The sequence below is a fragment of the Exiguobacterium sp. s168 genome (assembly GCF_018619035.1).
Classification (GTDB): domain Bacteria; phylum Bacillota; class Bacilli; order Exiguobacteriales; family Exiguobacteriaceae; genus Exiguobacterium_A; species Exiguobacterium_A acetylicum.
On sequence record NZ_JACSNE010000006.1, the window covers coordinates 64,626 to 84,162 of the forward strand.

At 46.6% G+C, this 19,537-nt stretch carries 23 protein-coding genes; 16 read left to right on the plus strand and 7 right to left on the minus strand.

Features of this window, described 5'->3' with window-relative positions; translation table 11 throughout:
- Positions 1–6: 6 nt before the first annotated feature.
- Positions 7–330, plus strand: a complete 324-nt coding sequence (locus KNQ15_RS05745; RefSeq protein WP_214728271.1) for a hypothetical protein — start codon at positions 7–9, stop codon at positions 328–330.
- Between the two features lie 78 nt (positions 331–408).
- Here the strand turns inward: KNQ15_RS05745 and egtD are convergent, their stop codons facing one another.
- From egtD to KNQ15_RS05770, 5 genes are all read right to left on the minus strand, one after another.
- Positions 409–1,365: an L-histidine N(alpha)-methyltransferase gene (egtD, locus tag KNQ15_RS05750; RefSeq protein WP_214728273.1), complete on the minus strand. Its 957-nt coding sequence runs from the start codon at positions 1,363–1,365 to the stop codon at positions 409–411.
- The gene (gene egtB / locus KNQ15_RS05755; protein WP_214728275.1) at positions 1,365–2,645 is read right to left on the minus strand and encodes an ergothioneine biosynthesis protein EgtB; all 1,281 of its coding nucleotides are present in this window, start codon (positions 2,643–2,645) and stop codon (positions 1,365–1,367) included. The genes egtD and egtB overlap by 1 nt, the downstream gene beginning before the upstream one ends.
- Positions 2,646–2,768: 123 nt before the next feature.
- Positions 2,769–3,752: a GMP reductase gene (guaC, locus tag KNQ15_RS05760; RefSeq protein WP_023468525.1), complete on the minus strand. Its 984-nt coding sequence runs from the start codon at positions 3,750–3,752 to the stop codon at positions 2,769–2,771.
- 160 nt (positions 3,753–3,912) lie between these two features.
- Positions 3,913–4,419 carry an NUDIX domain-containing protein gene (locus KNQ15_RS05765; protein ID WP_051656280.1) on the minus strand — a complete coding sequence of 169 codons (507 nt, stop codon included), beginning with the start codon at positions 4,417–4,419 and terminating at the stop codon, positions 3,913–3,915.
- Positions 4,406–4,963 (minus strand): GNAT family N-acetyltransferase, encoded by a 558-nt coding sequence (locus KNQ15_RS05770; protein ID WP_214728277.1) that lies wholly within the window; start codon positions 4,961–4,963, stop codon positions 4,406–4,408. Before KNQ15_RS05770 ends, KNQ15_RS05765 begins: the two co-directional genes overlap by 14 nt.
- Before the next feature lie 143 nt (positions 4,964–5,106).
- On the opposite strand from KNQ15_RS05770, the gene KNQ15_RS05775 reads away from it, so the two are divergent.
- The 6 genes from KNQ15_RS05775 to KNQ15_RS05800 all read left to right on the plus strand — a co-directional run bounded on the left by KNQ15_RS05775 (position 5,107) and on the right by KNQ15_RS05800 (position 9,824).
- Complete coding sequence (locus tag KNQ15_RS05775) at positions 5,107–5,367, plus strand: RNA polymerase sigma factor (RefSeq protein ID WP_214728279.1); 261 nt, start codon at positions 5,107–5,109, stop codon at positions 5,365–5,367.
- Positions 5,368–5,610: 243 nt separating this feature from the next.
- Positions 5,611–5,811 (plus strand): cold-shock protein, encoded by a 201-nt coding sequence (locus KNQ15_RS05780; RefSeq protein WP_023468529.1) that lies wholly within the window; start codon positions 5,611–5,613, stop codon positions 5,809–5,811.
- Between the two features lie 84 nt (positions 5,812–5,895).
- On the plus strand, positions 5,896–6,261 hold the full coding sequence (locus KNQ15_RS05785) for a nuclear transport factor 2 family protein (protein WP_047394207.1): 366 nt from the start codon (positions 5,896–5,898) through the stop codon (positions 6,259–6,261).
- A gap of 124 nt (positions 6,262–6,385) precedes the next feature.
- Positions 6,386–7,450: a 3-phosphoserine/phosphohydroxythreonine transaminase gene (gene serC, locus KNQ15_RS05790; protein ID WP_214728281.1), complete on the plus strand. Its 1,065-nt coding sequence runs from the start codon at positions 6,386–6,388 to the stop codon at positions 7,448–7,450.
- The gene (locus KNQ15_RS05795) at positions 7,451–8,608 is read left to right on the plus strand and encodes a phosphoglycerate dehydrogenase (protein WP_133207446.1); all 1,158 of its coding nucleotides are present in this window, start codon (positions 7,451–7,453) and stop codon (positions 8,606–8,608) included.
- A 13-nt stretch (positions 8,609–8,621) separates the two neighbouring features.
- A complete protein-coding gene (locus tag KNQ15_RS05800; RefSeq protein WP_214728283.1) occupies positions 8,622–9,824 on the plus strand; it encodes a DUF1015 domain-containing protein in 1,203 nt (400 codons plus the stop codon).
- Between the two features lie 55 nt (positions 9,825–9,879).
- Here the strand turns inward: KNQ15_RS05800 and KNQ15_RS05805 are convergent, their stop codons facing one another.
- Complete coding sequence (locus KNQ15_RS05805) at positions 9,880–11,652, minus strand: glycoside hydrolase family 13 protein (RefSeq protein WP_214728285.1); 1,773 nt, start codon at positions 11,650–11,652, stop codon at positions 9,880–9,882.
- Between the two features lie 194 nt (positions 11,653–11,846).
- On the opposite strand from KNQ15_RS05805, the gene KNQ15_RS05810 reads away from it, so the two are divergent.
- Both KNQ15_RS05810 and KNQ15_RS05815 read left to right on the plus strand, forming a co-directional pair.
- Positions 11,847–12,560 (plus strand): YebC/PmpR family DNA-binding transcriptional regulator, encoded by a 714-nt coding sequence (locus KNQ15_RS05810; protein ID WP_023468535.1) that lies wholly within the window; start codon positions 11,847–11,849, stop codon positions 12,558–12,560.
- Positions 12,561–12,806: 246 nt separating this feature from the next.
- Positions 12,807–13,100, plus strand: coding sequence for a hypothetical protein (locus KNQ15_RS05815; protein ID WP_023468536.1), 294 nt, complete (start codon positions 12,807–12,809; stop codon positions 13,098–13,100).
- Between the two features lie 40 nt (positions 13,101–13,140).
- Here the strand turns inward: KNQ15_RS05815 and KNQ15_RS05820 are convergent, their stop codons facing one another.
- Positions 13,141–13,392, minus strand: coding sequence for a hypothetical protein (locus KNQ15_RS05820; protein ID WP_023468537.1), 252 nt, complete (start codon positions 13,390–13,392; stop codon positions 13,141–13,143).
- A 357-nt stretch (positions 13,393–13,749) separates the two neighbouring features.
- Here KNQ15_RS05820 and KNQ15_RS05825 point away from each other — a divergent pair, with 357 nt between their 5' ends.
- Genes KNQ15_RS05825 through mnhG form a run of 7 tightly spaced genes read left to right on the plus strand, consistent with a single transcriptional unit; the run spans position 13,750 to position 19,537 of the window.
- Complete coding sequence (locus tag KNQ15_RS05825) at positions 13,750–16,155, plus strand: Na+/H+ antiporter subunit A (protein ID WP_214728287.1); 2,406 nt, start codon at positions 13,750–13,752, stop codon at positions 16,153–16,155.
- A complete protein-coding gene (locus KNQ15_RS05830) occupies positions 16,152–16,592 on the plus strand; it encodes a Na(+)/H(+) antiporter subunit B (RefSeq protein ID WP_023468539.1) in 441 nt (146 codons plus the stop codon). The genes KNQ15_RS05825 and KNQ15_RS05830 overlap by 4 nt, the downstream gene beginning before the upstream one ends.
- Position 16,593: 1 nt before the next feature.
- Entirely contained in the window at positions 16,594–16,935 is a 342-nt protein-coding gene (locus KNQ15_RS05835; RefSeq protein ID WP_023468540.1) for a Na(+)/H(+) antiporter subunit C, read from the plus strand.
- Positions 16,928–18,415, plus strand: a complete 1,488-nt coding sequence (locus KNQ15_RS05840; RefSeq protein WP_214728289.1) for a Na+/H+ antiporter subunit D — start codon at positions 16,928–16,930, stop codon at positions 18,413–18,415. The genes KNQ15_RS05835 and KNQ15_RS05840 overlap by 8 nt, the downstream gene beginning before the upstream one ends.
- Positions 18,416–18,418: 3 nt before the next feature.
- Positions 18,419–18,895, plus strand: a complete 477-nt coding sequence (locus KNQ15_RS05845) for a Na+/H+ antiporter subunit E (RefSeq protein ID WP_023468542.1) — start codon at positions 18,419–18,421, stop codon at positions 18,893–18,895.
- A gap of 47 nt (positions 18,896–18,942) precedes the next feature.
- On the plus strand, positions 18,943–19,179 hold the full coding sequence (locus KNQ15_RS05850) for a Na(+)/H(+) antiporter subunit F1 (protein WP_369792030.1): 237 nt from the start codon (positions 18,943–18,945) through the stop codon (positions 19,177–19,179).
- On the plus strand, positions 19,163–19,537 hold the full coding sequence (gene mnhG, locus KNQ15_RS05855; protein WP_023468544.1) for a monovalent cation/H(+) antiporter subunit G: 375 nt from the start codon (positions 19,163–19,165) through the stop codon (positions 19,535–19,537). The genes KNQ15_RS05850 and mnhG overlap by 17 nt, the downstream gene beginning before the upstream one ends.

Here is a 19,537-nt window from a genome sequence, read left to right on the forward strand (position 1 = left end):
TTGTCCATGAAACCTAACGTTCCTCTTGAATTATTCGATGCTTTAGATATACGCGTTGGTACGATCCAGTCGATTTCAAATCGCACAGACGGCTTGATTCAGCTTGAACTACAATTCGACGGATTTACACGTTCATTTTCACTCGACTGGGAATCACTGCGACCCGATGTCCATGAATTGCTTGGAAAACAAGCGATTACCGTCCTCAATATACCTGGACGTACGCCTGAAGAGTTCGGTCGGGTGCTTGAGATCGGTCGCTCGGAACAATGGATGCCGATTCTTGTCGTACCGGAACATCCGATTCCGGAAGGCGCACGTGTCGAATAAGGCAGATCATTTAGAAAAACACTCCCTGTGTCGCTTCGTAACGGAAGCTTGCAAGCAGGAGTGTTTTTAGATATGCCATTACATTTTTTCTAAATAATGTACGCTAAATCGTTCATCGTCATCGATCCAGCAATTGACCGGATGAAAACCACTTTTAAGGGCAAGTGTCTCAAACTCTTCTTTACTGTATTTATAGGAGTTTTCCGTATGAATCGTTTCTCCTTGTTTAAACGGAACCGTCACATTTCCAACTTGTACGAGTTGATCGAGTTGACTCCGAAGATGCATTTCGATTCGTCCTTTTTCTTCATTATAAAAAGCATGATGTTCGAATCGCGTTACATCAAATGTTCCCTCAAGCATCTGATTCAAATGCGTCAACATATTCAAATTGAATGTTGCTGTGACGCCGGCTGCATCATTATAAGCTCGTTCAAGAACGTCAACAGACTTTTTCAAATCGACCCCGATCAAGAATCCATCTCCTGTTTCAAGAATTCGTGAGGAATGACGTAAGAAGCGCATCGCTTCCTCAGGTTCAAAGTTTCCGATCGTCGATCCCGGGAAAAAGATGACTCGTTTTTGAGACTCCTCGACCGGTAAAGAAATCGATTGTGAGTAATCCCCACAGACCGCTTTAATATGCAGCGCAGGATACCGTTCCGACAATTGGCGTGCAGATTCCATTAAGAAATCTTTTGAAATATCGATGGGCATATACGTGTCTAAATGTGTAAATGTCTCCAGTAACATTTGGATTTTACGACTGCTTCCACTTCCATATTCAATCAGTGTATGCACATCCCCGATACTTCGTGCGATTTCCGCTCGATGTTGCTCCAAGATGGCGAGTTCTGTTCGTGTCGGATAATATTCCGGTTGTTGCGTAATCTGTTCGAACAGCTGGGATCCGATGTGATCATAAAAATATTTTGCCGGTAAGACCTTTTGTTCTTGCAACAGACCTTCGATGACTTCTAAACGCATGTTTTGTTGCGGCGTATATAAATCGTAACCTATGACTGTTTCCCGCATCACATGTCACCTGCCAATCGGAAGCCGCCAAATAACCAACGTTTATCAGGCGGGAAGAAGTTGCGGTATGTTTCGCGAATATGATCGTCAGGCGTCACGCACGCTCCTCCACGCAGTACCATTTGATTACACATGAATTTCGCGTTGTATTCTCCAAGTGCTCCTTCGAGCGGTTTACTGCCTGGGTATGAACTATAAGCGCTCGACGTCCATTCCCAAACGTTTCCGAACATGCTCGCAAGCGTTGTCTCTGACTCTTCGACGGCTACCGGATGGAAGGTCCCGCTTCCCATCATATTACGCTTCGTGACAGAATCGACTTGGCGAGAAGCCCATTCCCACTCTGCTTCTGTCGGCAACCGTTTCCCTATATAACGACTATAAGCATCCGCCTCATAAAAACTGACGTGACAGACCGGTTCATCGAGACGAAGTGGTTCGACACCATTCATCGTAAAGATCGTCCACTCCCCTGCTTCATCCTTCATCCAATATAACGGTGCTTTCCAGCCTTCTTTTTGAACCGTCGAAAAGCCGTCGGACAACCAGTATTCTGATTTTTCATAGCCCTCTGCTTCAATGAACGCCAAATACTCTCCATTCGTGACAGGACGCGTCGCTAATTCAAACGGATACAGCCACGTTTTATGACGTGGACTCTCGTTGTCGAACGCAAAACCGTCTCCTGTATGACCGATCTCGACGAGTCCTTCCTCGAATTGGATAAAAGATGTTTCCTTGACTGCATTTTCAGGCACATCTGTTGCCCGCGACTTTGACTGATAGGCAGGTAACAACGGATTCGTAAAAAAGTTATTCTTCACGTCCATCAAGATCAATTCCTGATGTTGTTGTTCGTGTTGTAGTCCCATCTCGACTAATGCTTCGATTTTTCGTTGGTCTTCTGGAGTTCGATCTTCCTTCAAGAACTCGATCATTTGTCCATCGACATATGACCGGTAAGCAATGATGTCTTCGACGGTCGGACGTGACAGCATTCCTCGTTGTTGACGAGGTTGATAGGGACCGATCGAGTTATAGTACGAGTTGAATAGATAATTGTACTTCGGATGGAAGACGCGATAGTCTTCACTATATTCCTGTAGTATCATTCGTTCAAAAAACCAGGTCGTATGGGCGATATGCCATTTCGGTGGACTCACGTCGGAACTTGCCTGGATGACGAAATCCTCCGCTTCGAGTGGTTCGATCAAGGCGATTGTTTGATTACGAACAGTGGAAAATTTTTCAATTAAGTACGATGTCGTTTCAAATAGCATGTCAATCACTCCCTATCCAAAATATTCCGAATCTTTTGGTCCATTTGATGTATACCCCTCCTATGGAAGAGTTATGCTAAAGAAACAAAAAAAGTCCGCTCCGTTAAGAGCGAACTGATCACTTTAATATACTTTATCGCCGTTGAAGATCGAGTTCTTGACGACGACGTAGTCGACCGTCCGAATCGCCTGCAATTTATTTCCACCAGCATACGAAATTGCCGATTGTAAATCTTGCTCCATCTCGATCAATGTATCCGCTAGACTTCCTTTATGCTCGACGAACATTTTCTTTCCTTCGACGTTCTTGCGTTCCCCTTTTTGGAACTCAGAAGCAGAACCGAAGTATTCCTTGACGAGCACTCCGTCCACTTCATGTGTCTCACCAGGCGATTCTTCATGCCCTGCGAAGAGTGAACCGATCATGACCATCGACGCACCGAACCGGACTGACTTCGCGATATCGCCATGCGTCCGAATCCCACCATCCGCGATGATCGGTTTACTTGCTGCTTTTGCACACCAACGAAGTGCCGCGAGTTGCCAACCACCTGTACCGAATCCTGTCTTAATCTTCGTGATACACACTTTACCTGGTCCGATCCCGACTTTTGTTGCATCGGCTCCCGCATTCTCAAGTTCACGCACCGCTTCCGGTGTCCCGACGTTACCAGCGATGACGAAACTTGCTGGTAGAAGCGACTTGATGTGGCGAATCATCTGAATGACGGCTTCCGAATGACCGTGCGCGATATCAATCGTGATGTATTCCGGAGTCAGCCCTTCTGCTGCGAGCTGTTCGATCAGCTGATATTCCTCTTCCTTGACACCGACGCTAATTGAAGCGAACAGTTGGCGTTCTTGCATCATACGAACGAATGCCAAACGACGAGCCGGTTCGAATCGATGCATGATATAGAAATAATCGCCTTCCGCTAAGAACAAAGCGATCGATTCATCAATGATCGTTTGCATGTTTGCCGGTACGACTGGAAGCTTGAAACGACGACCACCGAACTCAACTGACGTATCACATTCCGAACGACTACCAACGATTGATTTTGCTGGAATTAATTGAATATCTTCATAATCGAATACTACATCCATGAATAACACCTCTAATTACGAATATTTTTAAATATATTGGCGATAATCATTCGCCCCTTGACTACTATAACGAACTGTCCTCATAGTGTCAAAGAAATTTTCGCATTTTTAAGGTTTTTCAAGAACTTTATTCCGCTATCAGCAATTTAATGTTCGGTTTTTACCGGTTCTTCCGTTGTAAATCTGTCAACCAGTGCTCTTCCCAGTCAAAATAGCTCGTCGCTTCGGATGCTTCAAACACATGATCAGGATAAGGAAGTGCTAGAGGTGGACGCTCCTGTTTTGGGAAATATGCCAGTTGTTTGGATTCCCCATCGACAGCTTCGAGCGTTCCCCCGACTACCTTACACTCGAATACTGTCGCTACGTATTCAACTTCGTTTCCGTCCGGGTACGTCAAACGAAACGCCTCTCCACCGAATGTCGCAATCAGTCGGACCGGTCGGACGAATAGACCCGTTTCTTCATAGACTTCACGAATGACTGCTTGCGCAGGAGATTCTCCCAGTTCGATCGCTCCAGCAGGCAAACTCCAAAACGGACCTCCTGGATCCTGAAAGAGGATATGACCTGCTTCGTTTCGAATGATCGCTGCGACGCATGGTGTAAAAAGACGTTGCGTTCCGACAAGTTGGCGCAGATTAGCATAGTAATCAGAGATTGGCATGTTTTGACTCCTCTCGGTCTTCTTTTAATAGAGCAAACAAAATAAAGTCTTCCCAGGCATCGTTGATGAAGAGATTTTGTTTCGCGATTCCTTCTTGGCGAAACCCAACTTTCTCAAGGACACGGATCGAGCCGATATTCTCTGGCATGACTTCAGCACGGATCCGGTGGAACTGGTGGACATCAAATAAATGATCTACGAATAATCCGACTGCTTGAGCCATATATCCTCGACCAGAAAAGGTGGCATCCAGTTGATAACCGATCATGCATGTCTCGGCTGGTCCACGCTGAACGAACATCGCCGAGACATCCCCAATCAATTGGTCTGTCTCATTTAAAAAGACGCCATACGCATAATAAGCATCTTGGTGCATCAACTCTTGGTGGCGGTAAATTCGTTCTCGTTGTCCTTCGATCGTGTATTGCTCAGGAGACGGTTTGATTGGCATCCAGTACTCAAAGTGATCACGGTTTCGCAAATTCACCTCAAGGACCTCCGCTGCATCCTCTAATGTATAAGGACGAATGTAAACAGGTAACATAATTATTCCTCCTCTTCCATCAATATCTTTAGTTCAAGAAGTTTGGGTGTTTCATAATTCATCCGGCGGGAATCTACATAATAGTTTCATTACATTACTGTGACAGCATACTATAGAGAAAACTGTCGAAGAAGGAGTGACTTATGTATTCAGACACTGATTTGCTCAATCAAATCAAACAACGCGATTCCGTCGCGTTAGAACGATTATACGATCGTTACGAAAAAACACTCTTTCTTCTATTCCGTCGCACGCAAGTCGAGGAAGCACTCATTCATGCCGCGATGACTCAGTTATTCCGCACTGTTTGGGAGCAACCGACACGTTATCCGAACTTTCAAGGATTCATTCTGCATACATTACGACAACTCAGTAGCAAAAGAGAACATATCCCGACTCGCTGAAAGAATCAGTTATATTCTTTCGACATGAGTAGAATGAACCCTTTAATTGCATGATTTATTCAGAGAAGAACAGCTTCGTTTGTTCTTTTTTTGTTTTGTCCTTTCTTTTTTGTTTGAGGCATGCTATATTATTAAGTAATTATTGTTGTTCGGTGGAGATACGAAGTGTTTCACTTTATATTCGATGAAATTGATCACGGTAGTAATAATCAGTGTGCCAGTCACACGCAGGAGGCAATACACATGGAACAAGGTAAAGTAAAATGGTTTAACGCAGAAAAAGGATTCGGCTTCATCGAGCGCGAAAGCGGAGACGACGTATTCGTACACTTCTCAGCAATCCAATCTGAAGGTTTCAAATCACTTGACGAAGGTCAAGAGGTTTCTTTCGAAGTTGAAGAAGGTCAACGTGGACCACAAGCAACTAACGTTGTAAAACTTTAATTTCTTTTAGACCCTGCTCACGCAGGGTCTTTTTTTGTATTTATATATGCTACACTAGCGATTCAGGAAGAAAGGAGATGTAATATGACACTTGAACAAACGATGCAACACCTTCAAGATGCTATGCTAAAAGGCGACCTAACACAAGTCTCGCATCTATTATCTCCCGAATTTACGTTCATCGATGCATTAGGGCGGTCATTTGATGCCGAGACCTACCTCGATCATTACGTGGATCCTGCAAACATCCGCTGGTTATCCCGAACTGATGATTTTTCATACATTGATCATTTCGAAGATACGGCAATCCAGTATAGTTTGACAGAAGACCGATTTGAATACGGGACAACTCAATACGTTGGTCGTTTCCGGATCGTATCCATCTATCGTGCTACGTCAGATGGTTGGAAATGGCACTTTGGTCAATTGACATCTCTTGATCCGTCGTAACGGATTCAAGGGATGTTTTTGTTTTCATTTTCCATTCATCGTCAGTTGGAATTGCTTCTCATTTTTCATTCCGTTACACTTGAGTGGTACATATTTTCTGAAAATTCAAGAAGGAGTGTTCCTCATGACGGTTTATAACTTTTCTGCCGGTCCAGCAGTCCTTCCTGCCCCGGTCCTATTGAAGGCTCAATCCGAGCTACTCGATTATGAAAATTCAGGACAATCCGTTTTTGAAATGAGTCATCGTTCGCCAATCTTTGAATCGATTCGAGAGGCAGCTGAACAATCCTTACGGAGACTGATGTCGATTCCCGATTCGTACTCCGTATTGTTTCTTCAAGGAGGAGCTACACTTCAGTTCGCGATGTTACCGCAAAATCTGGCGACGAAGACCGGACGGATTGATTTCATCGATACCGGCGGCTGGTCGACGAAGGCGATTGCAGATGCCAAACTGTACGCCACGGTCAACGTGCTCGCCTCTTCCGCTGATCACGGGTATCGCTTCATTCCAGAAGGTCCGTTCACGTCAACAGCCGACTATTTGCACATCACTTGGAACAATACCCTCGAAGGGACGACTTATCAGACACCGCCTCATGTCGATGTGCCACTCGTCGCTGATGTCTCGTCATCGATTTTGTCTGAACCATTGCCAATCGAGTCATTCGATGTGTTGTATGCTGGTGCTCAAAAAAACCTTGGTGTCGCTGGTTTAACGGTCGTCATCGTGAAGAACGAGTTGCTTGATCGTGTTCCTGACACGATCGGTGCCTACTTACGGTATGACATCCATGCCAAACAGCGATCTCTTTATAACACGCCACCGACGTTTAGTCTTTATATGACGAAATTAGTGCTCGATTGGATTGAAGAGACGGGACTCGAGACGATCGCGGCACGAAACGTCTCACAAGCGCGCATGTTATATGAAGCAATTGATCAATCCGATCTATTTCATAACCATGTAGCCGTCAAGGATCGAAGCCGGATGAACATTCCATTCTCGACTGGAAGCGAATCGGAAGACGCTGCTTTCTTGAACTTCGCTGCGCGTCACGATTTGATCAATCTTGCCGGTCACCGCTCGATTGGTGGAATGCGCGCGAGTCTTTACAATGCGATGCCGACCGAAGGGGTTACGGCACTGCTTCATATCATGCACCGTTTTGAACAGGGGGAACGTTAAATGTATCAAGTCCAACTATGGAATGATCTATCTGACAAAGGATTAAAACGATTTACAGACGACTATCACGTCCAGCGGGAAACGGAGCAACCAGACGCCTTTCTCGTCCGCAGCAAGGATTTGCATGACATGCGCTTTCCAGATAGTCTCAAAGCCGTCGCCCGAGCTGGCGTCGGTGTCAATACGATTCCACTCGATCAACTCGCGAACCGCGGGATTCCCGTCTTTTCGACACCAGGTGCCAATGCGAATGCCGTCAAGGAACTTGTCATCGGTAGTTTGTTCCTGACGGCGCGAAAACTCGTACCGAGTCTGCTTTGGACGAATAACTTACGCGGACCGGATATTCCAGAGCGGATCGAAGCGAACAAAAAACAATTCGTCGGAACGGAGTTACTCGGGAAACGAATCGGGATCGTCGGACTTGGGGCGATCGGGGCAAACTTAGCCAACACCCTTCACGAGCTCGGCATGACCGTCACAGGCTATGATCCACATATGTCCGTTGAGTCCGCTTGGCGCGTCTCGAATCAGATTCAGCGGGCAACACAGCTCGAGGATCTCCTCGCGACAAGCGACTACATCACGTTGCATCTCCCGCTCGTTGATGCGACGACGGGTTTACTCGATGCGTCACTCTTTTCAAAAATGAAACACGGCGCGACCCTACTCAACTTCTCGCGTGGTGAACTCGTCGATGAACAAGCGCTAGCCGAAGTGCTCAGGTCCGGTCGCCTGGCGAATTATGTGACGGATTTCCCGAACGCCTTCATCTTGTCCCTCCCCCGGGTCATTGCTTTACCACATATCGGGGCATCAACAAGTGAAGCGGAGGAAAACTGTGCCATCATGGCGGTCGATCAACTGCGTCTGTTCCTTGAGACAGGAAACATCCGCAATGCGGTCAATTTCCCAGCCGTCGAGTTACCGTTCACTGGAAAACGACGAATTACGATTGCTCACCACAACATTCCGAACATGGTCGGTCAAATCGCCTCCGTGTTAGCGCAAGAGTCGATCAATATCGCGAATATGATCAATGGTAGTAAAGATGCGATTGCCTATACGATCATCGATATCGATAACCATGCGGACGAGATGATTTCGCTCGACCGACTGAATCAGATTCCTGGCGTCTTGAAAACACGCCTACTCTAAAGGAGTGAACCCCATGCCAACTTTCGAACCTTTTGCGGCGTTACGACCGGACTCAAAATATGCGGCAGAATTTGCCGCCTTACCGTATGATGTTTATTCGCGCGAAGAAGCACGTTCCGAGATCCGACGTCATCCGCTGTCTTTTTTACGGATTGATAAAGCAGAAGCTACTCTTCCGTCATTAATCGCTGAAGATGACCCACGCGTTTATCAGCAAGCAGCGCTTGCCTTCGAAGAGAGTCAAACAAACGGCATCTTACAGCTCGATGCAGACGAGACGTATTACATTTATCAATTGTCAGATGGAACACATACGCAATCCGGTTTCGTCGGATGTGTTGCCGTCAGTGATTATGAGACGAATCAAATTCGTAAACATGAGTTCACACGTCCTGATAAAGAGCGCGACCGTGTCCGACACGTCGAACAGTTACAAGCACATACGGGTCCGATTTTACTTGCGCATCAAACCGATGCACAACTCGAAGCAATCGTCACGACGATTACTGCTGGCGATCCCCTATATGATTTCACCGTCGATGGAGTGACGCATCGAATTTATAAAATCACCGATCGCAATCATCTATTGACGATCGGGAGCCAGTTCGCCCGTCACGATGCTCTCTATATCGCTGATGGTCATCATCGTGCTGCAGCAGCAGCCATCGCTGCCAGTCGGACGGACGAGGAGGAAGCACAACGTTTTCTTGGCGTCTCCTTCCCGCAGGATCAATTACGGATTCTCGGTTACCATCGGGTCGTTGAAGATTTGTACGGTCAATCCGTCGTTGATTTCCTTGAGCGATTAGCCCATCACTTTACGATCACAAAAGGACGTGCCGAACAAACGAAGCCTCACCAAATCGAGATGTATCTCAACCGGCAATGGTATACCCTTTCGTACGATTCTGAACGAACAGGGACGAAAGCGAATCTCGACGTCTCGATTTTACAAGAAGAGTTGTTGACACCGTTACTCGGTATCGAGGATCCACGGACGGACGCACGGATCCAGTTCGTCGGTGGTCATAAGGGGTATGCCGGCCTTGAGCAAATCGTGGACTCTGGACATGCCGCTGTCGCTTTTCACTTGCATCCGACTTCGATCGAAGATTTAATGGCTGTGGCTGATGCGGGAGAAGTGATGCCGCCGAAGTCGACTTGGTTCGAACCGAAGCTTCGGAGCGGTTTACTGATCCATCCGTTTGATTCATAATGCACACGCACTAAAAAAGCAAGTCGCGGATTCGATATCCACGACTTGCTTTTTCTTATACGTGTCGCAAAAGAAGAGCTGACACAGCTTCTACTTGAATAGTTCCCGACAACGTCGTTGTGTCTAAAAGACTTTCATACGTTCCTTCAAGCGAAAGAGATTGTGCCTCTTCACTTACATTGACCACGAGCAAGTAAACCTGTTCGCCCTGACGTCGCTCGACGACAAATGTCTGTTTTGTATCATCAATCCTTTGGAAATGATACGTTCCGGCATTTGCTAAAACCGGATGCTGTTTTCGAAGAGCAACCAACTGTGCAACGTGATCGAACAACTCACGGTTCTGCTTCGTCTCATCCCATTCCATACACGCACGGTTTGCCGGGTCTTGCCCCCCAGTCATTCCAATTTCATCGCCATAATAGATGACGGGTGAACCCGGAAACGTCAACAGTGTAGTGAAGAGTAACTTCATTCGATCGATATTCCCTTTCGCACGCGTTAGAGCACGCGGCGTATCATGCGAGTCAATCAAATTGAACATGACTTCGTTGACATTTTGAGAATGCCAGTTTAAATTCCGGATGACTGCATGTGAGAAATCACGAACGCTCGTCTCGCCCGTCGCAAAACAAGTCAAAAAGCTCTCTGTCAAACCGTAATTCATGACGGCATCAAATTGATCGCCGAGGAGCCATGGTTGCGAATCCGTCCAGCATTCGCCGACGATATAACATGTTCCGTTCGCAGCCCGGACTTCCATTCTAAACTCACGCCAAAACGCATGATCGACTTCACTAGCGACATCCAGACGCCAGCCGTCAATTCCGAATTCCTCGACCCAGTAACGTCCGACGTGAAGCAAATAGTCTTTGACGTCCGGATGGGCAGTATTCAACTTCGGCATGTTTCGTTCAAATGCAAACACTTCATAGTTTGGAATCGATGGATCGACCGGGAAGGAATCAATCGTAAACCAGTTGGCGTATTTTGAGTCTTGTCCCTTTTCTAAGACATCTTGAAATGCTGGGTGCTCTTCACTAATATGATTAAAGACGGCATCGAGTAATACGCGGATACCGTTCTCATGTAGCACATCGATCATCTTGCGGAACGTTTTCTCGTCACCGAACGCAGGATCAAGCTTCAAGTAATCAAGCGTATCGTATTTATGATTGGATGGTGCCTCAAAGACTGGGCAGAAGTAGACACCCGTGACGCCGAGACGTTGTAAATGATCGACGTGATCAATGACCCCTTGAAAATCTCCACCGAAGAAATTCTGAAAAGCCGGTGCTTCACTTCCCCACTCCTTCGTTCCCGCTGGATCATTCGTCGTGTCGCCATTCGCAAATCGTTCCGGGAAAATTTGATACCAGACCGTATCCTTCACCCAATCCGGTGTATCAAAGACATCCGTCGCATGAACATATGGCACAGAAAAATAATAGCCTGGATGATCGAGTGGTGCTTCGTCATACCAGCCACGCTCGGTTAAAACGGCTATCTTATCGCCATGAACCTCAAACCCATACCGTACCCGCTTCCGTTCTGGACGGATTGCAATGAACCAATAGTCATACGTCGCATCACTTCCATTGTGTTGCATCGGCGTCCGTTTCACTTTCCATGATTTTTCTTTCTCCGGATCAAAATTCCAATCTCGGTCTTCTTCTTTTTCCGCTTCCCATTCATACGGATCACCATATATCAATTCAACTTTTTCAATATCGCCTTTAGCCGTCATAAGTCGGACATGGACGGTTTCTTGATCATAGGCATAAACGAACGGTGATAATGCGCGATGAACTACTCCAGCCTGATTCAAATTCTGCCACTCTCCCTTAAATTGATATTTCTCTATCGGTAAAGTTCCTTTCTTCCGCATCGCTTAAACGTATTTAGTAGAAATTCAACTGTTCCACCGACATTTTAGTTCAGTCTGTCAGGTAGTTTAAGGTATACTGATAACGCATAGGAAATCAGGGATTTCTGATATTACGGAAAGAGAGTGGATACGAAATGGGTCGTAAATGGAACAACATCAAGGAAAAAAAAGCATCAAAAGACAAAAATACGAGTCGGATCTACGCAAAGTTCGGTCGTGAGATTTATGTAGCGGCTAAACAAGGTGAACCCGATCCAGAATCAAACCAAGCATTAAAGGTCGTTCTCGAACGAGCGAAAACATACAACGTGCCACGTGCCATCGTCGATCGGGCGATTGAAAAAGCAAAAGGTGGAGCGGAAGAAAACTACGACGTCTTGCGTTATGAAGGATTCGGTCCAAGCGGTTCAATGGTCATCGTCGAAACGTTGACGAACAACGTTAACCGGACGGCTTCTGACGTTCGTGCTGCATTCGGAAAAAATGGTGGAAACATGGGCGTGAGCGGATCCGTCGCTTATATGTTCGATGCGACGGCAATCTTTGCCTTTGAAGGTAAAACTGCAGATGACGTTCTCGAATTGATGATGGAAGCGGATATTGATGTGCGCGATATCCTCGAAGAAGACGAATCTGTCATCATCTACGCTGAGCCGGAACAATTCCATGCTGTACAAGAAGCGTTGAAAGCTGCAGGCATTACTGAGTTCTCACTTGCCGAACTGGTCATGCTCGCCCAAAACGAAGTCGCGTTGTCTGAAGACGACGTCGCACAATTCGAGAAAATGATCGATGCACTGGAAGATCTTGAGGATGTGCAACAGGTCTACCATAACGTAGAGTTATAATCAAAAAGACAAGAGGATGGTCACGACCATCCTCTTGTCTTTTTGATTATACAGTTTCTGTATCGGCTAACGCCCGCAATCGGTTACGCACCGTCTGTCATCATCATAAAGTATGAAACGCGTTTCATAACAAGATTAAAAAAGATTCATTTTTGATGTTTATTTCTTCAATTTAATGGGAAAAGTAATATTCGGAGTTGATTATAACTTATCTTGTTTTGGAAGAAATAAAGGGAGGAACGAACGATGACATATTCTTTGATTGAAACATTCAAACACATCGTAAGCGAGGCAACTAGCTTTAAGCGCGTTGATTTCGGGGGTTACGATATTTATATGCAGACGACAGATGGACGAACGATTACGGCACACATCCGCTATGATGGTGGTGGTACGGACTTCAATGAAGCTTATTTAATGCTTGAATCGAGTACTGGTCAACGTCGCACAGCGACCTTAACGCTTTATCAATTCGAACATCTCTCTTCTTATACTGCACATAGTGAACGGACACGTGCCCTAGTCACAACAAGTGCTTAATGACCATAAAACACGCCTCTCATTCGAGAGACGTGCTTTTTTAATTTTCTTCTCGCTCGAGGCGTTCGAGTTCTGCGTGCGTTTGTGGGAATCCATTCGCTTGCCAATCTGCCCGATGAATGGAATCAAGTTGTGTCAGCCCGACTTCAGCCGGATCGCGTTTCGCGTCGACACTTGGACGATGATCAATATCGTCTGAAGTTGTTTTTCGTTGTTGGTATTGTTGATAGGCGATTGTCGCAATCGCCGCTAGACCACCTAAAATGACACCTGTCTTGAATGTTGCTCGCATGAAAGTTCCCCCTCTATGGTCATTAGTTGTGCTCTAGGTAGATGTACCCGAGTTACTTGAATTTGAATCATTCTTCTCATGGATCAACGTGTTATTTGAAAAAAATCAAAAAAAATTTCAGCCTATTTCTGCCGTGTTCCTACATATTTAATAATCAAGAGAGAAAATGGCTCTATCCCTTATGCTTCAACGCTTCACGTCATGCAAGAAGGAAAAAAGTACGCTATACTTGATTCAGAAACATCTTCGACGAACAAAATGAATCGTGTCTTCTACTGGACAGTTCCGAGCTTCAACAGCTTGCGTTCGCGTCCCTTTTTCATTTTTGGTCGTCGATGTCACAAAGGAGGGAATTTCGTGTCCGTGATGCACGGGGCTATTTTACTGCCCATATTGATCAGTCTTTTCATTCCGCTTCTAGCGAAACGCCTTCCGAACATTCATACCGGTTGGTTTGTACTTGTCGTACCTGTACTGCTCGTTTCGTATTTCAGCCGCTTTCTCGCTGGTACGATGTCAGGTGAGACCTTTACGGCACGCATGCCGTGGATACCATCGCTCGGTATCGATTTCGTCACGTATCTCGACGGACTCGGCTTATTGTTCGCACTATTGATCACAGGAATCGGCTCACTCGTCGTTCTTTATTCGATTTTTTATTTAGATGCGAAAAAAGAATCACTCGGAACATTTTATGTTTATCTGTTGATGTTCATGACCGCCATGCTTGGCGTCGTGCTGTCAGATAACATGATCGTCCTCTATCTGTTCTGGGAATTAACGTCGATTTCGTCGTTCTTATTGATCGCCTATTGGTACGAGCGGGAACGTTCTCGTTACGGCGCTCAAAAATCGATGCTGATCACCGTCTTCGGTGGACTAGCGATACTTGGTGGAATCGCGATTCTCTCAACACTCAGTGGATCGTTAAGTATTCGTGAGACCTATGCGTCGCTTGAATCGATTCAAGGTGAACCCTTCTTTTCGGTCGCCCTCGTTTTATTCTTGCTAGCTGCCTTCACGAAATCGGCTCAATTTCCGTTCCACATCTGGTTACCGGATGCGATGGAAGCACCGACCCCTGTCAGCGCCTACTTGCACTCGGCAACGATGGTCAAGGCAGGGTTGTATCTTGTCGCTCGTTTCAGTCCGATTTTTGCGGATGAGTCGCTCTGGTTCTATCTCGTCTCATCTGTCGGAATATTCACCTTATTCTGGGGTTCACTCAATGCGGTGAAACAACATGATTTGAAAGGAATCCTTGCTTACTCGACGATTTCTCAGCTTGGATTGATCATGTCCTTGCTCGGACTCGGAGCAGCCGCCTTGCACGTCGACGCGTTAGATGACGGATTATATACGATTGCGACAGTCGCTGCGATCTTCCACCTGATCAACCACGCGACGTTTAAAGGCAGTCTCTTCATGATGGCGGGAATCGTCGATCACGAGACTGGTACTCGCGACATTCGGAATCTCGGTGGTCTTGCGCAACTCATGCCGATTTCGATGACGATTGCGATGATCGGGACCCTTTCGATGGCGGGGATTCCACCATTCAATGGTTTCTTAAGTAAAGAGATGTTCTTGACAGGTGTACTTCAAGTTTCAGGATCTGACTTGTTCCACTTACCGTCTTACGGTTGGATTATTCCTGTACTCGCCGTCGTCGGAAGTATCTTTACATTCGTCTATAGCATCTTGATCGTCCGCAGAACGTTCTTCGGTAAGCGTCAAGACGACAAGTTACCGAAAGCACCACACGAGGCACCGATTGGCATGTTGATTCCACCTCTCGTCCTCGTCTCGCTCGTCGTCATCATCGGACTCTTCCCGAATATATTATCGGATACGTTGATTCGACCGGCAGTCGAAGCAATCTTACCGCAAGTCGTTGATGCCGGTGGCAAGATTGATGTGCATATTACGATGTGGCATGGATTCAAACCAGAATTTTTCCTGACGTTACTCATCTTTACAGTCGGGTTCATCTTGTATAAGACACTGCCGCGCTGGCAATCGCTCTATAACCGGATGCCTCGTGCCATCTCCTTGAATCATCAATATGACGCTTTGTTACGCCGTGGTGAACAGACCTCGACAAAGATCCATGATACGGTCATGACCGGATACATGCGGTCGTATCTCGTCTACATCTTCGGATTCATCGTCATCTTGATCTTGACGGCATTATACGGGTTTGATGCCTTCCGCTTCGCGGTTGATCCAATCAGCTCGATTGACGCGTATGAGATCATCCTTGCACTCGTTCTCGTTTCGAGTGCCCTCTCGATCACCTTTGCGCGTTCACGACTGACATCGATCATCTTGCTCGGTGTGACAGGTTATACGGTCGCTCTGTTCTTCGTCTTGTTCCGAGCGCCAGACCTTGCCTTGACGCAACTCGTCATCGAGACAGTATCGGTCGCTCTGTTCCTGCTCGTTTTCTATCGTTTACCGGAAATCAGCCGGAAAGAAGAGCGCATTCCGTTCAAGCTCGGCAATGCCTTGATTTCGGCACTCGTCGGACTGACGGTGACACTCGTCGCACTTGCTTCTCTCAGCCAACGGTCGTTTACTTCAATCGCCAAATATTACATCGATAATGTCGCTGATCTTGCCGCTGGCGGTAATATGGTCAACGTCATTCTCGTCGACTTCCGTGGCTTCGATACGTTGTTTGAGATTGCCGTTCTCGCACTTGCCGGAATCGGAATTTACACGATGATTAAATTCAGACGAACAGGAGGGATGGATAAATGAAAAAGCAGACAAAAAAGCATACGAATGACGTCATCTTAGAGTCCGCGACTTCCTTTATCACGTTCATCATCTTCCTGTTTGCTGTCTACTTGTTCTTTGCTGGACACTATACGCCAGGTGGCGGTTTCATTGGTGGTCTTGTGACGGCGTCTGCTCTTGTCTTGATCTTACTTGCTTACGACATCAAGACGTTACGCCGGATTTTGCCATTCGACTACAAATGGATCACGGCTCTTGGCATGTTGATTGCCGTACTGACGGCTTCAGGAGCGCTTGTCTTTAACGTCCCGTTCTTCACACATGCACATGACTATTTCAACCTACCGTTATTCGGTAAGACATCACTTCATACAGCGATGTTGTTTGATCTTGGTGTTTATCTTGTCGTCGTCGGTGTGACGATGACGATTATTCAAACGATTGGGGAGAGTGATTAATATGGAAATCATCATGGCGATCGCCGCAGGCATCCTGACGATGTGTGCCATTTATCTCATTCTTTCGAAAAGTATTCTTCGTATTATCATCGGAACAGGGTTGCTCAGCCACGCTGCCCATCTGCTCGTCATGACGATGGGGGGATTAAAACGAGGCGCGGCTCCGGTCTTAAAGGACGGCGTGACTTCCTATACGGATCCACTACCGCAAGCACTCGTCTTGACCGCCATCGTCATCAGCTTTGGTGTCACTGCCTTTTTCTTGGTACTTGCTTATCGTGCCTATCAAGAACTCGGAACCGATAATATCGAAGAGATGAAAGGAACCGATTCGAATGATTAACTTACCGCTACTACCAATCATCATCCCTTTGTTGACGGGTGTCCTCTTGATGTTTTTCCCGCGACACCTCAAAGGACAACGAATCGTTTCCCTCTTTTCGACGATTTTGACTGTCTGTGCCTCCATCTATCTCGTGCTGACTGTCCGGTCGAACGGCATCTTAACAGTCACACTCGGTAGCTGGCCAGCACCTTTTGGTATCACGCTTGTCTCTGACATGCTATCCGCTTTACTCGTCACGACGACAAGCATTCTTGTTCTTTGTATCATCTGGTATGCCATTGTCTACTTGAGCGTTTCCTATCAACGATACTACTATTTCATTGCCGTCCAATTCTTGCTCGTTGGTGTCAATGGTGCCTTTACGACAGGTGATATCTTTAACATGTTCGTCTTCTTCGAAGTCTTCCTGATTTCGTCTTATGTCTTGATCGTTCTTGGCGGGAAACCGGCACAATTACGAGAATCGCTGAAGTATCTCTTGATCAACGTCATCTCGTCCGCATTATTCGTCATGACGGTTGCCTTCTTGTACGGGATCATTGGATCGCTCAGCATGGCGGATATCAGTCAAAAGATTTCAGAGGTCGGACAGCCGGCAATCCTAAACGTCATCGCCTTGTTATTCCTGATCGTCTTCGGATTAAAAGGTGCGATCTTCCCGCTCTACTTCTGGTTACCTGGTTCTTATCAAGTACCGCCGACGCCTGTTCTTGCTCTGTTCGGTGCCTTGCTGACGAAGGTCGGGGTCTACGGGATTTTACGGACGTATAGTTTGTTCTTCTCAAATGAGATTGGAACGATTCATCAAATCTTAAGTATCCTTGCTCTCAGTACGATCGTCATCGGGGTGATCGGTGCGCTTGCGACACGGGATGCGAAGCAAATCATCATCTACAACATCATCGTCGCAGTCGGGGTCATCTTGTACGGGGTTTCCCTCATGACACCGCAAGCACTAGAAGGTGCGATTTTCTACCTTCTTCATGATATGTTGATCAAAGCCGCTTTATTCCTTCTCGTAGGGATCATGGTCGGAATTGCCGGCTCGAGTAAACTGAAAGATATGGGAGGGATGATCAAAACCTATCCTGTACTAGGTTGGACGTTCTTCATCGCGGCGTTATCACTTGCCGGGATTCCACCGCTCAGCGGGTTCATTGGGAAATTCCTGATTGTTCGTGGTGGTATTGAAGCTGGTGAGTTGATTGGACCGATCATCGTCTTACTATCAAGTCTGCTCGTCTTGTATTCCGTCGTTCAATTGTTCATGCGTGCTTTTTGGGGAACACCGAAGACCTACTCGGGTGATAAACAAGCGCTTGTTCCCAAGCTGCTAGTTCCTACGATTGTCTTAGTTGCGCTCAGCGTTCTCTATGGAGTAGGTGCTGAGGCGATGCGTCCACTGATTCAACAAGCCGTCGAACCGTTGACGAATCCAACGCTCTATATCGATGCCGTACTAAAAGGAGGTCGTTAATTCATGGCATTTCAAGTCTTGCTCAACTTATTTCTTGCATTCTTGTGGATGTTTCTCTCAAACAATTTCTCGGCCTCCGGTTTCGTCATCGGTTACGCGCTAGGGCTGATTGCGATGTTCGCTTTCCGTCGCGGCTTCAAAGGTCGCTTTTATCTCGGACCTGTCGTCGCACTCGTCCTATTGTTTTTCCGCTTTCTCTACGAGCTTGTCGTCGCGAACATCGATGTCTTGAAAATCATTTTAAAGCCGAAGTTAGATATTCAACCTGGTATTTTCGCCTATGAGACCGAACTCGATCAACCGTGGCAAATCACGTTGCTGTCAATGCTGATCACGCTGACACCGGGAACGCTTGTCGTTGATATCTCGGATGATAATAAGACACTCTACATTCATGCACTCCACATGCCAGAGGTCGATGAAGCGGTCGCTTCGATTCGTGATAGTTTTGAGAAAGCCATTCTGGAGGTGAGTCGGTGATGTTCGATATTTTAATCTATATCGCACTCGGGGGTGTCTTTCTCTCGATGCTTGGTCTGTTTTACCGGGTCATCAAAGGACCAAGTGTTGCGGATCGTGTCATCGCGCTTGATTCAATTGGTATCAGCTTGATTTCAATCGTTGGACTTGTCTCGATCATCTTACGGACGAGCGACTACCTCGAAGTCATCCTGTTGATTGGTATACTCGCCTTCATCGGTACAGTTGCCTTTTCAAAATATATCGAGAAAGGAGAGATCATCGAACGTGATCGCAACCAATGAATTGATCGTCGCGGTCTTCGCCTTGCTCGGTATGGGATTTAGTCTCGTCACCGCGCTTGGTCTGATCCGCTTACCGGATGTCTATACGCGTGCTCACGCTGCATCTAAAAGCGCGACATTAGGTGTCATGTCGATTTTAATCGGCGTCATCATCTATTTCGTCACTGAAGATGGATTCTTCTCCTCTCGTGTCGTTCTCGGCATCCTGTTCGTGCTCATCACAGCACCGATTGGAGGACATCTGATCGCTCGTGCTGCATATTACAGCAATGTTCCGTTGTGGAAATCGTCTGTTCGTGACGACTTGTCCCAGAATAAAGAACATGTGGAACCAAAGAAACGCCAAGATGACGTATAA

Bases quoted from the DNA above. Each gene is read 5' to 3' on its own strand.
- KNQ15_RS05850 (WP_369792030.1), top strand. From the start codon at position 18,943: ATGCTTGGTCTGTTTTACCGGGTCATCAAAGGACCAAGTGTTGCGGAT.
- KNQ15_RS05795 (WP_133207446.1), top strand. From the start codon at position 7,451: ATGTATCAAGTCCAACTATGGAATGATCTATCTGACAAAGGATTAAAA.
- KNQ15_RS05815 (WP_023468536.1), top strand. From the start codon at position 12,807: ATGACATATTCTTTGATTGAAACATTCAAACACATCGTAAGCGAGGCA.
- KNQ15_RS05780 (WP_023468529.1), top strand. From the start codon at position 5,611: ATGGAACAAGGTAAAGTAAAATGGTTTAACGCAGAAAAAGGATTCGGC.
- KNQ15_RS05765 (WP_051656280.1), bottom strand. From the start codon at position 4,419: ATGCCAATCTCTGATTACTATGCTAATCTGCGCCAACTTGTCGGAACG.
- KNQ15_RS05770 (WP_214728277.1), bottom strand. From the start codon at position 4,963: ATGTTACCTGTTTACATTCGTCCTTATACATTAGAGGATGCAGCGGAG.
- KNQ15_RS05785 (WP_047394207.1), top strand. From the start codon at position 5,896: ATGACACTTGAACAAACGATGCAACACCTTCAAGATGCTATGCTAAAA.
- serC (WP_214728281.1), top strand. From the start codon at position 6,386: ATGACGGTTTATAACTTTTCTGCCGGTCCAGCAGTCCTTCCTGCCCCG.
- KNQ15_RS05830 (WP_023468539.1), top strand. From the start codon at position 16,152: ATGAAAAAGCAGACAAAAAAGCATACGAATGACGTCATCTTAGAGTCC.
- KNQ15_RS05845 (WP_023468542.1), top strand. From the start codon at position 18,419: ATGGCATTTCAAGTCTTGCTCAACTTATTTCTTGCATTCTTGTGGATG.
- KNQ15_RS05800 (WP_214728283.1), top strand. From the start codon at position 8,622: ATGCCAACTTTCGAACCTTTTGCGGCGTTACGACCGGACTCAAAATAT.
- KNQ15_RS05775 (WP_214728279.1), top strand. From the start codon at position 5,107: ATGTATTCAGACACTGATTTGCTCAATCAAATCAAACAACGCGATTCC.
- guaC (WP_023468525.1), bottom strand. From the start codon at position 3,752: ATGGATGTAGTATTCGATTATGAAGATATTCAATTAATTCCAGCAAAA.
- egtB (WP_214728275.1), bottom strand. From the start codon at position 2,645: ATGCTATTTGAAACGACATCGTACTTAATTGAAAAATTTTCCACTGTT.
- KNQ15_RS05810 (WP_023468535.1), top strand. From the start codon at position 11,847: ATGGGTCGTAAATGGAACAACATCAAGGAAAAAAAAGCATCAAAAGAC.
- egtD (WP_214728273.1), bottom strand. From the start codon at position 1,365: ATGCGGGAAACAGTCATAGGTTACGATTTATATACGCCGCAACAAAAC.
- KNQ15_RS05840 (WP_214728289.1), top strand. From the start codon at position 16,928: ATGATTAACTTACCGCTACTACCAATCATCATCCCTTTGTTGACGGGT.
- KNQ15_RS05835 (WP_023468540.1), top strand. From the start codon at position 16,594: ATGGAAATCATCATGGCGATCGCCGCAGGCATCCTGACGATGTGTGCC.
- KNQ15_RS05745 (WP_214728271.1), top strand. From the start codon at position 7: ATGAAACCTAACGTTCCTCTTGAATTATTCGATGCTTTAGATATACGC.
- KNQ15_RS05820 (WP_023468537.1), bottom strand. From the start codon at position 13,392: ATGCGAGCAACATTCAAGACAGGTGTCATTTTAGGTGGTCTAGCGGCG.